The organism is Kineococcus anabasis (assembly GCF_054590795.1).
Genome location: NZ_BAAIHU010000011.1, coordinates 54,904 through 69,600, shown reverse-complemented (window position 1 = coordinate 69,600; position 14,697 = coordinate 54,904). Strand labels below are relative to the sequence as shown.

13 protein-coding genes are annotated in these 14,697 nt (G+C 75.9%); 7 read left to right on the top strand and 6 right to left on the bottom strand.

Annotation, left to right across the window (positions count from 1 at the left end; translation table 11 throughout):
* Nucleotides 1-113: 113 nt before the first annotated feature.
* Nucleotides 114-4,349: a CHAT domain-containing protein gene (locus tag ACYQBY_RS17940; protein WP_459645251.1), complete on the bottom strand. Its 4,236-nt coding sequence runs from the start codon at nucleotides 4,347-4,349 to the stop codon at nucleotides 114-116.
* Between the two features lie 155 nt (nucleotides 4,350-4,504).
* Here ACYQBY_RS17940 and ACYQBY_RS17935 point away from each other — a divergent pair, with 155 nt between their 5' ends.
* From ACYQBY_RS17935 to ACYQBY_RS17925, 3 genes are all read left to right on the top strand, one after another.
* Nucleotides 4,505-5,041: a hypothetical protein gene (locus ACYQBY_RS17935; protein ID WP_459645250.1), complete on the top strand. Its 537-nt coding sequence runs from the start codon at nucleotides 4,505-4,507 to the stop codon at nucleotides 5,039-5,041.
* A gap of 11 nt (nucleotides 5,042-5,052) precedes the next feature.
* Nucleotides 5,053-5,907 (top strand): DUF72 domain-containing protein, encoded by an 855-nt coding sequence (locus ACYQBY_RS17930; protein ID WP_459645249.1) that lies wholly within the window; start codon nucleotides 5,053-5,055, stop codon nucleotides 5,905-5,907.
* Between the two features lie 86 nt (nucleotides 5,908-5,993).
* Nucleotides 5,994-6,308, top strand: coding sequence for a GNAT family N-acetyltransferase (locus ACYQBY_RS17925; protein ID WP_459645248.1), 315 nt, complete (start codon nucleotides 5,994-5,996; stop codon nucleotides 6,306-6,308).
* A gap of 133 nt (nucleotides 6,309-6,441) precedes the next feature.
* Here ACYQBY_RS17925 and ACYQBY_RS17920 read toward each other — a convergent pair whose 3' ends face one another.
* A complete protein-coding gene (locus ACYQBY_RS17920) occupies nucleotides 6,442-7,362 on the bottom strand; it encodes an LGFP repeat-containing protein (protein WP_459645247.1) in 921 nt (306 codons plus the stop codon).
* 477 nt (nucleotides 7,363-7,839) lie between these two features.
* Here ACYQBY_RS17920 and ACYQBY_RS17915 point away from each other — a divergent pair, with 477 nt between their 5' ends.
* A complete protein-coding gene (locus tag ACYQBY_RS17915) occupies nucleotides 7,840-9,081 on the top strand; it encodes a hypothetical protein (RefSeq protein ID WP_459645246.1) in 1,242 nt (413 codons plus the stop codon).
* Between the two features lie 38 nt (nucleotides 9,082-9,119).
* On the opposite strand, the gene ACYQBY_RS17910 is transcribed toward ACYQBY_RS17915, so the two are convergent.
* Nucleotides 9,120-9,791: a GNAT family N-acetyltransferase gene (locus ACYQBY_RS17910; RefSeq protein WP_459645245.1), complete on the bottom strand. Its 672-nt coding sequence runs from the start codon at nucleotides 9,789-9,791 to the stop codon at nucleotides 9,120-9,122.
* Nucleotides 9,792-9,968: 177 nt separating this feature from the next.
* Between ACYQBY_RS17910 and ACYQBY_RS17905 the strand changes: the two genes are divergently transcribed.
* On the top strand, nucleotides 9,969-10,913 hold the full coding sequence (locus ACYQBY_RS17905) for a PhzF family phenazine biosynthesis protein (protein WP_459645244.1): 945 nt from the start codon (nucleotides 9,969-9,971) through the stop codon (nucleotides 10,911-10,913).
* A 55-nt stretch (nucleotides 10,914-10,968) separates the two neighbouring features.
* Here ACYQBY_RS17905 and ACYQBY_RS17900 read toward each other — a convergent pair whose 3' ends face one another.
* Nucleotides 10,969-11,154, bottom strand: a complete 186-nt coding sequence (locus ACYQBY_RS17900; protein WP_459645364.1) for a hypothetical protein — start codon at nucleotides 11,152-11,154, stop codon at nucleotides 10,969-10,971.
* A 225-nt stretch (nucleotides 11,155-11,379) separates the two neighbouring features.
* Between ACYQBY_RS17900 and ACYQBY_RS17895 the strand changes: the two genes are divergently transcribed.
* Complete coding sequence (locus tag ACYQBY_RS17895) at nucleotides 11,380-11,970, top strand: helix-turn-helix domain-containing protein (protein WP_459645243.1); 591 nt, start codon at nucleotides 11,380-11,382, stop codon at nucleotides 11,968-11,970.
* Nucleotides 11,971-12,270: 300 nt separating this feature from the next.
* Here ACYQBY_RS17895 and ACYQBY_RS17890 read toward each other — a convergent pair whose 3' ends face one another.
* Nucleotides 12,271-13,065: an alpha/beta fold hydrolase gene (locus ACYQBY_RS17890; protein ID WP_459645242.1), complete on the bottom strand. Its 795-nt coding sequence runs from the start codon at nucleotides 13,063-13,065 to the stop codon at nucleotides 12,271-12,273.
* Between the two features lie 53 nt (nucleotides 13,066-13,118).
* Between ACYQBY_RS17890 and ACYQBY_RS17885 the strand changes: the two genes are divergently transcribed.
* On the top strand, nucleotides 13,119-14,114 hold the full coding sequence (locus ACYQBY_RS17885; RefSeq protein WP_459645241.1) for an NAD-dependent epimerase/dehydratase family protein: 996 nt from the start codon (nucleotides 13,119-13,121) through the stop codon (nucleotides 14,112-14,114).
* Between the two features lie 46 nt (nucleotides 14,115-14,160).
* On the opposite strand, the gene ACYQBY_RS17880 is transcribed toward ACYQBY_RS17885, so the two are convergent.
* The gene (locus ACYQBY_RS17880; protein WP_459645240.1) at nucleotides 14,161-14,616 is read right to left on the bottom strand and encodes an RrF2 family transcriptional regulator; all 456 of its coding nucleotides are present in this window, start codon (nucleotides 14,614-14,616) and stop codon (nucleotides 14,161-14,163) included.
* Nucleotides 14,617-14,697: the final 81 nt, after the last annotated feature.

Here is a 14,697-nt window from a genome sequence, read left to right as displayed (position 1 = left end):
GGCCGGTGGCCGGGAGACCTCCGGTACCGACGAGCGTGGCGGCCGGTGGGCGGCGCGGCGTGAGTGGCGGGCTGCTCAGGCCGGGCGGGGGAGGGTGCTCAGTGCCGCGGTCCTCACCACCGGCGGCGCGCGGGCCGTTCCTCCTCGACGTCGGTGACGTCGATCGTGCGGGGGAGCGCGGCGAGCCGGTCCCGGACCTGGGCGAGGTCGTCCCGCCACCCGGTGTTCGTCGGGTCGAGGTCGACGAGCCGCTGCAGGACCGCGAGTGCCGCCGAGTAGTGATCGGCCGCTCCCCGGTCGTCCCCGGCGGCGACGGCGAGGCCCCCGAGCTCGTCGTGGCTGACGGACAGGTCGTGCTGCCACTGGGTGTTTCCGGGGTCGAGGTCGGCGAGGTGCCGGCGGATGCTCAGGCCCGCCTCGTAGTAGGTGCGGGCCGCGGCGCCGTCCCCGGTGGCGAGGGCGAGGTCCCCGAGCTTGTCGTGGCTGACGGACAGGTCGCGCTTCCACTCGGTGTTCCCGGGGTCGAGGTCGGCCAGGTGCCGGGCGGTGGTCAGGCTCGCCTCGTAGTGGGTGCGGGCCGCGGCGCGGTCCCCGGTGGCGAGGGCGAGGTTCCCGAGCTTGTCGTGGCTGATGGACAGGTCGCGCTGCCACTCGGTGTTTCCGGGGTCGAGGTCGGCCAGGTGCCGGCGGATGCCCAGGCCCGCCTCGTAGTGGGCGCGGGCGGCGGCGCCGTCCTCCACGGCGAGGGCGAGGTTCCCGAGCTTGTTGTGGCTGACGGACAGGTCGCGCTGCCACTCGGTGTTGTCGGGGTCGAGGTCGGCCAGGCGCCGGGCGGTGCTCAGGCCCGCCTCGTAGTGCGTGCGGGCCGCGGCGCCGTCCCCGGCGGCGAGGGCCAGGTCCCCGAGCCTGTCGTGGCTGATGGACAGGTCGCGCTGCCACCGGGTGTTGCCGGGGTCGAGGTCGGCCAGGTGCCGGCGGATCCGTAGGCCCGCCTCGTAGTGGGCGCGGGCGGCAGCGCCGTCCCCCACGGCGAGAGCCAGGCTTCCGAGCTTGTTGTGGCTGACGGACAGGTCGCGCTGCCACTCGGTGTTTCCGGAATCGAGGTCGGCGAGGCGCCGGCGGATGCCCAGGCCCGCCTCGTAGTGGGCGCGGGCCGCCGCGCCGTCCCCGGCGGCGAGGGCCAGGTCCCCGAGCTTGTTGTGGCTGACGGACAGGTCGCGCTGCCACTCGGTGGTGTCCGGGTCGGCCTCCGCGCGTCGTCGGGCCGCCGAGTGCACGCGGTGGACGAGCCGCGTGGCAGCGGGTGCATCCCCGCAGGCGAGCAGGGCGCCGACCTCGATCTCGGTCACCAGGATCCACGAACGCTCCGCCGGCGGTATCAGGGCGCGGACGGCTGCGGCGAACGCGCTGAGCACGAGGGCGCTCCTGAAGACGCGTGAGGTCCGCACCGCCAGACCCGCGACCTCGTCGTACTCGCCCAGCGCCGCGTGGTGCCGGTGCAGGTCGACCAGGTCCTCGTAGGTCAGAGCGCCCCGTTCGTTCCGGCGCCAGCGCACGGCCAGCGCACGCCGGTGCTGTTCGTCCCGCCGGCTGGCCGAGAGCTGCTCCGCCGTCCAGGGGTGCACGAGGATCCCCGGCCCCGGCACGAGCAGGGTGAGGTCGGCCAGCCGCTCCACCGCGGCTGCCACGTCAGCGTCGGCGGGCGTCCCGGGCACGTCCACGGAGCCGACCGGAGCGGCCTCCGGGCTCAGGGCGAACAGCAGGTCGTCCAGGTCCATCGGCGCGCGGCACACCACCACCTGGTCCAGCACGCGACGCTCCAGCGGGGTGAGCAGACCGAGCAGCTCCCCCAGGAGGACGTCCGCGCTGCCCAGCACCAGCGCCCGGTCCAGGGCGGCGCCGAGCGGCTGCGGCCTGCGCAGGTCGACGCCCTCGCGCGCCGCCAGGTCGCGGAGCTTGTCCTGGACCTCGGGAAGGCGCGCCGGCTTGCCCCGCAGGAGGGCGTCGACGTACTCGATGAGCCGGGGGTGGCCACCGATCGTGCGGACGAGCAGCGCCCGGTCCTCGGCGGGCAGCTCCCGCAGGACGGGCAGGCGCAGGAAGAGCCGCCGCAGTTCCGCCGGGCTCAGCGGCGGCACCCGGATCTCCACGAGGTCCAGCCGCTGCACCGGGACCGGGTACCGGCACGTCACCAGCAGCGCGCCCGCCCTGGCCGACCGGCCCAGCAGGGTGAAGACGTCCTCGAACCCCGTGTCCAGGAAGCCCTCCCCACCCGGGCCGAGGTTCTGCTCGAAGTCGTCGAACACCACGAGCAGCTCCCGCGTGCCGAGCAGTTCCTGCACCGCCAGGAGCCGCTGCTCGTCGTCCGCGGCCGCGAAGCGCTGTGCCGCTCCGCTGTCGGCGGCGAGGGCGCCGGCGACCGAGGCGAAGAACTGCCCGGGGTTCCAGCGCCCCTCCAGCACGGCGACCACCCAGCCGTCCTCGCGGAGGCGGGACACCACCCGGCCCGCGATCGCCGTCTTGCCGATCCCGCCCATGCCGAGGAGCTGCACCCCCGCCGCGGCGCCGTGCTCCTCCACCGCCGCCGGGGTCCGGCGCAGCACCGCGAGGCACTCGCGGACCTGCCGGCGCCGGCCGATGAGCTGACCGACCCCCAGTTCCCGCACGGACGTCCCGGAGGGCACGACGGGCGGGGACGACAGGGGGGCCCGCGCGGAGGCGTCGGTCAGCGGCGGGTCCGCGTCCCGGCACACCAGCGTCGCGACACCCCACTCCGGACGGTGCGGCACGTCCCGGGTGTCGAGCTCGCGCTCCACCGTGCGGCGGGCACGCCCGAGCGCCTGCGCCACCGGTTGCGGCTCCCGGGCCAGTTCCGCGTAGAACGCCGCCACCAGCCGGGTGGCGTACACGTCCGTGACGGGGGCCTGCATGGCCAGCACCCGGTCGGCGCCCGCCGCCACGAGGGCCCCGGCGAGGGCCTCGGCGTCCGCCGACCCGCCCGAGCAGGACGACAGGACCACCAGGGGCGCCGGCCGGCCCGCGTCCACCAGGACGTCGAGCAGCTGCCCGGCCGTCGCGGGACGCGGTGCACCGTCCTCGTCCTCCAGCTCCACCCCGGTGGGCGTCCCGTGGGCGGACAGGTGGAGCACGTGGTACTCGTCGCGCCGCAGCGCCTCCCCGATCTGGCCGGGCGAGGCCACCTCCAGGATGCGGACCTGACCGCCGGTGCCGACACCGGTGACGGCGCCGAGCACCGCCTGCATCTCCGCCTCCACGTCCAGGGGGCGGTTCCGCGTCAGCGTCTCCTCCGGAGCCGCGACCGCCGCGAGCAGCTTGAACGGTCCCGGGCGGGCCGCCGGCGCGCCGGGCGGCAACCCGGCCACCCGGCGGCGCACGGTCGTCCCCCGCAGCAGCCCCAGCGGACCGAGGTCCACCCCCGAGCCGGTGGTCAGGCGGAGCAGCTCCACGGGCAGGCCGAGGGCCTCCCGGTCGGCGTGCAGCACCACGTCGACCTGGTGCTCCACGGAGCGGGTCGCGAGGAAGTCCGCGACGAGCCGGTGCGTCCCGTCGTCGAGCAGGGCGCCGGCGAGCGCCCGCCCCGCCGCGGCCAGTTCCCCGCCCGCCCGCGCCGGGCTCCCGGACAGGCACGACCAGACACCGCTCAGGTCGCGCGGTAGCGGGCCGGTCCGGGCGCCGAGGACCGAGCCGGCCATCGACACCTCGCTCACCAGCTCGCCGTCCCGGACGGAGGCGGAGATCCGCACCTCCGTCCGGCGGTCCCGGACGGTGCGCCCGGGTGCGGTCCACGCCAGGGGGCGCGGTGGCAGCACGGGGCGCTGCCCGCGCGGCGGCTCGACCTCCGCCGGCTGGTCGGTGAGCAGCCGCAGCAGGGCCTCGGCGCCTCCGACGGTGAAGTCGTCGACGCGGAAGTGCGTGCGGATCGTCGGCGTCAGCCAGTCCGGCAGGTCCTCGACGCTGCCGCCGGGCAGGACGACGGGCACGAGCACCTCCCGGGCGCGCTCCTCGTCCCTGGCGACGAGGTCCCTCAGCAGACGCGCCTCCCACTCGACGCCCCAGCCGGTGCCCGCGGGCGACCTGCCCTCCGCGCGCTCCCGGTAGGCGGGCGAGGCCACGACGACGACGAACCGGGCGGTGCGCAGCTCCCGCGACATCCACTCCGACCAGTCCTGCTGCTCGTTCGCCGCCAGGAGGTCCAGCTGCGCGTCGACGTCGCACGCGAGCAGGAACGTCCAGAACCGGCGCACCCGCTCCTCGTGCCCGGGGTCGTCGTGGGCGTAGGAGATGAGCACCCGAGGGGACACCCACCCGTCGCGGACCGCCTCGCTCATCCAGGCCCCCCGGCAGCATCCGGCGCACCCCGCCGTGTCGCACTACGCTGCGTCACCCACGGTAGGGCCGGTGCCGTGCCTCCGCGAGGGGTTGCGCGAAGCCGCCGGAGGCGGTCAGCTTCCGGTGCCGTGACAGGACGAGGGGGTGGGTGCCCGTGCGAGCACCGAAGACGGTGGGTGTGGCCCTCAAGCTGGGGATCTTCGAGGTCTCCGGGGAGTGGGAGCCCGGCGACGTCGAGCGCAGCGCCGCGTGGGAGCTGTACGTCGAGCTGGTCACCCGCGTCGCCGTCGTGCCCCTGCGCGCCGACGAGGGTCTGCTCCGGGAGGCGCTGACCAGCCTGCACTCCCTGTTCGGCACCACCCGGGAGATCCTGCGACAGCACGGGCCCGAGGTGGCCCGCCCCCGCCGGGACGGTTCCCTGAGCTTCGGCATCCTCGCCGTCACCGTCCTGGACGCGGGGCTGCGGCCGCTGCTCAGCCGCTGGCACCCGGCGCTGGAGGACTGGGAGGCGCAGCGGCCCGAGGGGGTGTCGTCCCTCGCGCACGAGCGGGCGTGGCCGCAGGCGGTGGCGCTGCGCGAGGAGCTGGCCGTCGCCCAGGGGCTCCTGAAGTCCTACGCCGACACGCTCGCCGCGGCCTGCGGCGTCCCCGACCTGCTCGACGTCCTGCAGCGGCCCTCCGCCCTGAGCTGAGTTCCGCGCCCGTGCCCCGCACCCTCGTCGGCACCTCCGGCTGGACCTACCGCGAGTGGCGCGGGGAGTTCTACCCGCAGGGCCTGCCGCAGCGGCTGGAGCTGGAGCACCTCGCCGTCCACGTGGGGTCGGTGGAGGTCAACGGCTCGTTCTACGCGCTGCAGCGGCCGGAGTCGTACCGCTCGTGGGCGCAGCGCACCCCCGGGGGTTTCGTGCTCGCCGTGAAGGGGGAGCGGACCGCCACCCACTCCAGGCGCCTGGTGGGCGTGGAGGCGGACCTCGCGGCGTTCTTCGCCTCCGGGGTGCTGGAGCTGGGGGAGAAGCTCGGTCCCGTGCTGTGGCAGTTCCCGCCGGGGCTGCGGTTCGACCCGGAGAAGCTGGCGGCGTTCCTCGACCTGCTGCCCCGCACGGCCGGGCGGGCCGTGGAGCTGGCCGCCCGGCACGGGCACCCGGCCACCACGCCGGAGGTGGATCGTCCGGTGCGGCACGCCGTGGAGGTGCGGCACCCGAGTTTCGCGTGCGCCGAGGCCGTGGAGCTGCTGCGCCGCAACGGTGTCGCGCTCGTCGTCGCCGACAGCGCGGGACGCTACCCGGTGCTGGCGGACGTCACCGCGGCCTTCGTGTACGTGCGGCTGCACGGCTCCCGCGAGCTGTACACCAGCGGCTACACCGACGGCGAGCTGGACACCTGGGCCGCGCGGGTGCGCGCGTGGGCGGCGGGCGGGACCCCGGACGGGGCGCCGCTGCTGACGCCGCACCCGGACGCGCCGGGTGGGAGGGACGTGTACGTGTACTTCGACAACACCATGGCCTCGCGCGCCCCGTACGACGCGGTGGCGCTGGCGGGCAGGCTGGGGGAGCGGTGAGGCCAGGACGGTTCCGGGTCCTGGGTGGACCGCGTAGTGTCCGGGCCTGTGCGCCGCTCACACCCGGGCACAGAACGGAGCCGACCGTGGACGTCACCGTGACCGACAACGCCGACATGCACCGCTACGAGGGCCGCGTCGGCGGGGAACTCGCCGCGTTCGCCGCGTACTCCCGCGCCCCCCGGTTCCTCGTGTTCTCCCACACCGAGGTCCTGCCCGGCCACGAGGGCAGGGGCATCGCCTCGGTCGTGGTGCGCCACGCCCTGGACGACGTGCGCCGGCAGGGCCTGGCGATCGTGCCGCTGTGCCCGTTCGTGGACCGCTTCGTGCGCAAGCACCGGGACGAGTACGGCGACCTGGTGCTCGGGGCGCCGGCACGGGTGCCCGCCGACGCGGACTGAGAGCCCCGGCGCCGGGTGGTGCGTTCCCGGCTGACCACGCGCGGGGGAACGGCCCGTGGCCGTCCCCCCGCACGTGTTTCCGCACGTGTTCCGCGCGGCGGCTCCCCTCCGTGCCCCCGGGCGGCCGGCCGGGTCAGCCGATGAACACGACGTCCTCGACGACGGCGCCGTAGCCGTCGTGGACCCCGATGCCGAGGTGGGCTTCGACGCCCTCGCCGGTGGGGTCACCGGCGCGGGGGGGCAGGAAGTAGACGCACTCGATCCCGGAGGTTCCGGTGGTGGTCGGCCGGGCGGGGCGGCTGCACCCGTCGGCGGTCGCGCGGGTGTAGGGGGTGGCGAGGAGTTCCCCGGCCACGGCGTTGGTGGCGTAGGTCGCCAGGACGTCGCCGCGGCGCAGTTCCCAGCCGCGCACGGTGCAGCCGGCGGCCTGCTCGGGGGTGGCCCGGTTGAACGGGGACGGGCAGCCGGCCACCCCGGAGTTCCCCACGATGGTGGTCCCTGCGCGGGGGGTCCACTCGATGAAACCGTTCTGGAAGTTCGTGCGCTTGCCGCCGCGGATGTTGAACTCGCTGCTGGTGGGGAAGCCCAGGGTGCCGCCCTCCCAGCCGTGGGCGCCCCAGGTGTCGCGGATGGCGCCGCGGACCGCGTGGGCGCCGGTGGCGGGGGACCAGTAGACCGAGCCGCCCTGGAAGACGTTGTAGGCGCCGCGTCCGTTGGGGGTGCGCACCTCGTCGGTGGTGGGGAACCCGAGGTAGCCGTTCTCCCAGCCACCCCAGGCGTAGGCGTCGCGGATGGCGCCGTGCACCTCGTGGGCCCCGCTCTGCGGGGACCAGTAGATCGAGCCGCGGTCGAACACCACGTAGGCGCCCTTGCCGTTCGGGGTGCGGATCTCGGGGGTGCGGGGCGCGCCGAGCAGGCCGCGCTCGCCGCCGAGGGCCTCGTAGCGGACGCCGATCTCACCGCCGACCCTGGGGTCGGCCTGAGCCGGCGCGGCCAGCACCCCCACGGCCACGGTGGCCATCAGGGCGGTCGCTGCACGGACGGTGTACCTCACGGGATCTCCTCAACGCTGGGCCCGGTGCACCCGCACCGGGTCGTGGTCGTGCGGTGGGCGGCTCCGGAGCCGCGGCAGCACGCTAGGAAGCCCGCGGCGCACGTGGCGTCCGCCTGTGGTCGGGACCCGGTCCCCGGATCGGTGCGCTCGTGCACGACCACGGGACTACGCCCGGGTCGTCCTCCCGGGGGAGGGGCCCGCCGGGCGGGGTCCTCGCCGTCCCACGCCCGGGCGCCCCCGCGATGTGCGCGTACGTGCCGGGGGCGACCCGGGGGTGCAGGACGTGTGCGGTGTGGGAGCCCCGTCGTAGGCTCCCGCAGGAGGGACGCACGCTGTGAGGGGGAACGCCCGGCGCGTCGCACCGGGCCGACAGGGTGCGGCGATGGTGTCGCACGAGCTCGCGTGCCGGGAGCTCGCACGACAGGGCTCGGCACGGCCCGGGTCGCCGGGGTGGAAGTCCGATGTGAGGGGGCTGGGGTGGGCGAGGTCCGTGTGGGCGCCGTGGCCGTGCTGACGCTGCCTCCTGCCCTGACGGTCGTGGGCCTGAACGCCGTGGCGATGGGCGTCGCGCGGGTGGACTCCCCGCTGGGATGGGCACTGGTGCCCGGCGTCGTGGCAGGCGCGAGCCGCGCCGGCCTCGCCGGCTGGGTCTCCGCCGTCGCCGCGCTCCTCGCGCTCAGCCCGGCGCTGTCCGCGGTGCGGGACGGGCACGCCGACGAGGCGCGGTCCTGGGTCGCCGCCGGTGTCTTCCTCACCGTCATGCCCCTGCTCGCCCACGTCCGTGAGCGAGGCGCCCCCCGCGCCTCGTCGCCCTCTCCTGCGCTCCGGGCGGCGCCGGACACCGCGCCGGGCCTCGCTGCGGGCGCTGCTGCGGGTTCGGTGGTGGGCACGTCCACGGCGCCTGCACCACACACGGTGCCGACCGCTTCAGCGCTCCTGACCGCCACCCCTGCGGTGGGGGGCAGGGGGGCGCGCGCAGTGGTGCTGCTGAGCACGGGAGAGGCCGGGCAGCTGGCTGCCGTGGTCTCCCGTGCCGACGGCGGCCTGCGGATGCTGCTCGGCACGGTCGCCGGCCACGTCGAGCACCTGTGCACCCTGGCGGCTCAGGTGGAGGCCGCGTTCACCGTGAGCGCCGCGCGCAGCAACGCGGCGCTGGTGGAGGTGGCGGGGGAGCTGGACACGCTGGTCGCCGGTCTGGCGCCGCGGGGGTACGTGAGCGCGACCCTCGTCGACGTCGGGGCCAGCGGCCGGGCGCGGGCGGTGCGCTGCGGTGCCCCGGCCATCTACGGCCTCCCCGCCGGCCATGCTCCCGTCGGCCACACCTCCGCCGGGATCGAGGAGGGACAGCCCGCCGGGGAGGTGGCAGGGGACGGCACCAGGCGCCGGCCGCGGTCAGGGGCCGCGCCTTCCACGGGGACGCCGGTGGAGGCCTGCGTCATCGACGGCGACTGCGGCAGTGCTCCGCTGGGACTGCAGGACGGTGCCCGGGCGCTGGTGCGCTGGCTGCCGCAACATGCCCGCATCGCCGTCGTCACCACCGCGCACAGCTTCGCCTATCCCGAGGACCTGTTCGCCGCGGTCACCGACGCCCTGCACCGCGACAGCTTGGAGGAGGCGGCCGTCCACCTCCTCCGGGGTCCCCACGCCGCTCTCCTCGGCCCGGTGCTGGTCGTCGAGGCCCTGCCGTTGGCTGCCGCCGGCCCCGCCCCCGCCGGCTGAACGACCCACCGCCGCAGGTGGCGTGTCCCGGTGCGGTGTCAGCGGGGACCTCCCGTGGCCGCGACGCGGTAGGCGCCGGTGATCGGTGAGCGCGAGCGCCAGCCCAGCGTGGTGTAGAGGGCCCGGCCCTCGCTGCTCGCCACCAGCACGCCCTGGCGGGCGCCGCCCCCGGCCACCGTCGCGGTCAGGTGCGTCATGACGAGGGACCCCAGGCCCCGGCGCTGGTGCTGCGTCTCGGTGGTGATCCGGTCGAACGTCGCCCACCCGCCCACCACCGCGGCGTGTCCGCGAGCGGCCCGGGTGCCGTCGTCGGCGTACACCGTGACCGTGCTGGTGTGCTCGGCCGTGGTGGCTTCGACGCGGTACCCGGCCGGTGCGCGAGGGGGCGCGGCCATGTCCAGGCAGGTGCTCATCAGCCACGTCGGGGACTCCGGTCGCCAGCCCTGACCGAGGTGGGGCAGCCACGTGACGGGCTCACCGGCGGTCTTGACGTGGTCGGTGGCGACGCCGGCCTCCGCCGCCGCGTCGCGCACGGCCTCGGGGGAGGCGGTCGTGAGCACCCACCGGCAGCGCTCCGCGCTCGTGCCGGTGGGAACCCGCCACCAGTGGGAGGTCCGCACCGCTCCCCCCACGCCACGTGCGAGCACCCAGCACCGGACCCAGGCGTCGAGGAGGGCACCGACCTCGTCACCCGCCACACGATCACGCACCCGGGCAGGGTAGCCAGACGTGCCCGCTACCGGCCCGAGCGCCCGGCGAACGGGTCCCGCGCGGTGGGGAACCCGGAACCGGTGGCGAGCGGGAACCGCCCCAGCGGCGCCGGGTCCAGGCCAATCGCCGTGGAATGGCTCTGTGCCGGGGGGTCCCGGGCGCGCCAGGGTGGGGCGGTGATCGACCACGCGACCGCTCCCGACCCGACCACCGCGGCAGCCCCTGCTGTCCCCGCTGCCTCTGCCGGGGCGGTGGAGGTGCTGCGCCTGTCCGCCTTCGCGGCGCGGCAGGACGGAGGGAACCCGGCGGGCGTCGTGCTGGACGCGACGGGTCTCACCGAGGAGCGGATGCGGGCGATCGCGGCCGAGGTGGGTTACTCGGAGACCGCGTTCGTCACCGACACCGCGGTGACCGGGGACGAGCGTCACGTGCGCCTCCGGTACTTCTCCCCCGTGGCCGAAGTGCCGTTCTGCGGTCACGCCACCATCGCGACGGCCGTGGCGCTGGCGGAACGCCGCGGAGCGGGGGACTTCACCCTCGACACCGCGGTCGGCCCGATCCGGGTCGGCACGGCCCTCGGCGGGGAAGGGCGCCCGACGGCGTCCTTCACCACCGTCGAGCCGCAGGTGCGCGCCCTGGACGAGGAGGTGGGAACCCGTCTGCTGCGGCTCCTGGGTCTCGGGCGCGAGCACCTCGACCCGGGGCTGCCGCTGCGGGAGGCCTTCGCGGGGAACTGGCACCCCGTCGTCGCGATCAGCGAGGAGGACGTCTTCGACGGTTTCACGTTCGAGCCGGGTGCGGTGCGCGCCCTGATGGACGAGCAGGGGTGGACGGGCACCGTCACCGTCGTGCACGCGCACGAGAGCGATCCGTCGGCGCCCGGCGACACCGTGGTCGAGGCCCGCAACCTGTTCCCGGTCGGCGACATCACCGAGGACCCCGCCACGGGTTCGGCGGCCGCGGCGCTGGGCGCGTACCTGCGCGAACTGGGGGCCATCGCACCTCCCGCTCGCGTCGTGGTGCACCAGGGCCGGCACGTGGGACGGCCGAGCGTCCTGCTCGTCGACGTCCCGGCGGCGGGCGGGGTGACCGTGAGCGGCACAGCCACCCCGCTGCCCTGACACGTGCCCGGTCACGGCGATCCGTCACAGCGTCGCCGGACACCGCCTCCAGGTGCTAGCGGGTACCAGCCAGCAGGCGCACGCGCAGACGGTGCAGCTGGGGCATGAGCCCGTAGATGACGATCGGCACGGCGATCGTGGCGAGCACGAAGGTGCGCGCGACCGGGGAGAGGGTGTCGAGCCACTCGCCGAGCGCGAGGTTGAGGACGGTCAGGGTCGGGAAGACGGCCAGCCAGATCATCAGGGCGAGCTGGTGCTTCGTCGGCGGCCCGGCGGGTGCGGAACGCGGTGCTGCCTGGGTGGACACGGTGCCTCCTGGCGGGATGCGGGTGGAGAGGACGTGGATGGACGGCGGGCGGCCCCGCGGCACCTCGATCACTGCGGCGTCGACCTCGTCCACGTCCCGAGCTTCGCCCCGCCGACCCGGGCAGGCGAGGATCGTTGCCGTTCCTGGGAAGAGTGTTGGATGAGCCCGGTGGAGGACGCGACGGCCGTGATCGCAGCGGCGCTGGAGCAGGTGGCGCCCCGGTTGAGGAGACTGCGCAAGCAGCGCGGCGTGACCCTGACCGCACTGGCAGCCGGGACGGGGATCTCCAAGAGCACCCTCTCGCGCCTGGAGACCGGGCAACGCCGGCCCACCCTGGAACTCCTGCTGCTGCTCTCGCAGGCCTACCGGGTCCCGCTGGACGACCTCGTCGGCGCGCCGGACGTCGCAGACCCGCGCGTCCGTCTCAAACCCCGGCGCGTCAAGGGCCGCACGGTCATCCCGCTGTCACCCCGACCGGGAGCCGCCCAGGCCTGGAAGATCGTCATCCCGGCCTCGAAGAGCACACCGGAACCCAGGAGGCACGAGGGCCGGGAGTGGCTCTACGTCCTGTCCGGTCGCATGCGTCTCGTGCTCGACGACGACGACGTCGTCCTGGGTCCGGGGGAGGTGGTCGAGTTCGACACCGCTCTGCCCCACTGGTTCGGCAGCACGGGTGAGGAATCGGCGGAGGTGCTCAGCCTCCACAGCCGACCGGGCGAGCACGTGCGCCACCGCACGACGAGCGGCTAGGGCCGGGACCGGCGCGGACGTCAGGGTGGCTCCGGCCGTCCCGGGGTGGTCCTCGTCCTGGATGCGCCCGTGACGGTTCGCCGAGGTCGTCACATGGACGAGATCCCCACCCAGGCGCTGATCGTCCACGCACCCGAACCCGGCAGCCGCTCCGAGGACGCGTTGCGCCTGCTGCTGTCGTGGACCGCGCAGGAGGACCCGGCCGGCCTGCGCCACGCGCCACGTCCGGACCGCCGCCAGCGCCCGGTACCCGCGCCGGATCCCGTCCGGCCGGCGCGCACCACCCTGCTGCCGGCCGCCCTACGCCGGGTCGTCCTCCCGGCGGAGGGGGACCCGGCGGTGCGGGACGTCCGGGTCGAGCAGTTCCGCGGGGAGCCCCGCGCCGAGGGTGTGCGCGCGCACGGTCGCCGCGAACAGGGCACGCACGTCCCCGGCGCCGGGCAGGGTTCTCGCCGTCCCGCGCCCGAACGCCCCCGCGATGTGCGGCAGGGAGCGCAGCAGCGGGACCTGCGCGCCGGGCCCGGCGAGGGCGAGGACCCGCGCGGGGGAGGACGCCGCGGCGGCGGGCAGCCGGTAGCGCAGCAGCTCCGACGCGATGCGCGCGTACGTGCCGGGGGCCACGGCCCGCGCCGCCGCGGCGCCCTCCGCTCCCGCGCCGGGCGAGCGGACCGCGGGCCCCGCCGCCAGGGCCGGGCCGGTGAGCCGCCCCTCCGCCCGCAGCAACCGCGGGGAGGGCGACGGCAGCACGTTCACCCCCGTGACCAGCGCGGCGGGTGCGACGCCGGGCCGGGAGGCCGCGAGCTCCAGCGCCACGTAGCCCCCGACGGAGTGCCCGACGAGGCAGGCCGTGCCGCCCGCGTGCGCGGCCACGACGTCCGCCACGTCCCCGGCGGCACCGGCCAGCGACCCCCAGGCCCGCCGGTTGCTACGGCCGTGCCCCGGCAGGTCCACCACGACGACGCGCAGGTCCCCGGCGAGGTCGGCCACCAGGTCCCGCCACGCCGACCCGTCGGCCATCAGCCCGTGCAGGAGCACGACGGTGGGCGCCCCGGCGGGGCCGGCCTCCTGCACCGCGAGCACGGGGGTGGGCGTCACGGCGCCAGTGTGCCGCCCGCGCCCGGGGCCGGTACCTGTGGTAGCCAGGGGCGATGACGAGGCCGAAGGTGCTGTTCATCGGTGGGACGGGGATCATCAGCTCGGCGTGCTCGCAGCGCGCCGTGGACTCCGGGATCGACCTGACCATCCTCAACCGCGGGGGCAGCACCACCCGCCCCGCACCGCAGGGCGCCCGGGTCCTGCACGCCGACGTGCGCGACCCCGCCTCGGTGCGCGGGGCGCTCGGGGACGAGGAGTTCGACGCGGTCGCGGAGTTCGTGGCGTTCACCCCCGAGCACGTCGCCTCGGACGTGGAGCTGTTCCGCGGCCGCACCGGGCAGTACGTGTTCATCTCCTCCGCCTCGGCGTACCAGACGCCGCCCGCGCGCCTGCCCGTGGTGGAGTCCACGCCGCTGCGCAACCCGTTCTGGCAGTACTCCCGCGACAAGATCGCGTGCGAGGACCTGCTGGTGCGCGCCTACCGCGACGAGGGGTTCCCCGCCACGATCGTGCGCCCCTCCCACACCTACGACCGCACCCTGGTGCCCCTGGAGGGCGGGTGGACCGTCGTGGAGCGGATGCGCCGCGGCAAGCCGGTCGTGATCCACGGGGACGGCACGTCGCTGTGGACGCTGACGCACCACACCGACTTCGCGAAGGCGTTCACGGGACTCCTCGGCCACCCCGCCGCCGTCGGGGAGGCGTTCCACATCACCTCCGACGAGGCGCTGACGTGGAACCGCATCGCGCTGGACCTGGCCGCCGCCGCGGGCGTGGACGACCCGCGCCTCGTGCACGTGCCCTCCGAGGCCATCGCGGCGGCCGACCCGGGGACGGGGGCGGGCCTGCTCGGGGACAAGGCGCACTCGATGGTGTTCGACAACTCCAAGGTGAAGGCGCTGGTGCCGGGCTACACGGCGACGGTGCCGTTCTGGCGCGGTGCCCGGGAGATCGTGGAGTGGTACGACGGCGACCCGGCGCGCCGGGCCGTGGACGGGCAGGTCGACGCGCTGCACGACTCCCTCGTGGCGCGCTGGTCCACCTCCTGAGACGGGCGGGCGGGGGCGGGCCGCGACGCGCGGGACCGCCCCCTCCTCAGCGCGTCGTCCAGGCCTCCGGGTCCGCCGCGAGCTCCAGCACCGGGGCCGGCAGCCGGTCGTCGGCGATGTCGGCGAGGGTCACGACCTCCAGCACCGCCCGCAGGTTGGCCCGCAGGGCGATCCACACCTGCTGCAACGGCACGGCGAGCCCCTCGTAGGCCAGGTTCTCCGGCCGGTCCCCGCGGACGGAGGCCAGCGGGCCGTCCACCGCCCGCATCACGTCCGCGACCGTCACCTCCTCGGGGGGCCGTGCCAGCCAGTGCCCCCCCGCGGGGCCGCGCTGGCTGCGCACGACGCCGGCCCGGCGAAGGTCCCGCAGGATCGTCTCCAGCCACTGCCGGGGGATGCACTGCGCCCGCGCCAGGGTCTCGGCGGTCACCGGTCCCTCGGGGGCACGCGCCAGCTCCACCGCTGCCCGCACGGCGTAGTCGGCCTTGGCGGACACGTGCATCGGCGCCCAGCTCCCCTCGTCCCGCGTGGCGGTCCCGCCGCGCCGGCACATCCTCCCAGCCGGGTCCGCGGTCGGCGGGTC

Coding starts and splice junctions, on each gene's coding strand:
- ACYQBY_RS17940 (WP_459645251.1), bottom strand. CDS start 4,349: ATGAGCGAGGCGGTCCGCGACGGGTGGGTGTCCCCTCGGGTGCTCATC.
- ACYQBY_RS17900 (WP_459645364.1), bottom strand. CDS start 11,154: ATGATCTGGCTGGCCGTCTTCCCGACCCTGACCGTCCTCAACCTCGCG.
- ACYQBY_RS17895 (WP_459645243.1), top strand. CDS start 11,380: ATGAGCCCGGTGGAGGACGCGACGGCCGTGATCGCAGCGGCGCTGGAG.
- ACYQBY_RS17885 (WP_459645241.1), top strand. CDS start 13,119: ATGACGAGGCCGAAGGTGCTGTTCATCGGTGGGACGGGGATCATCAGC.
- ACYQBY_RS17880 (WP_459645240.1), bottom strand. CDS start 14,616: ATGCACGTGTCCGCCAAGGCCGACTACGCCGTGCGGGCAGCGGTGGAG.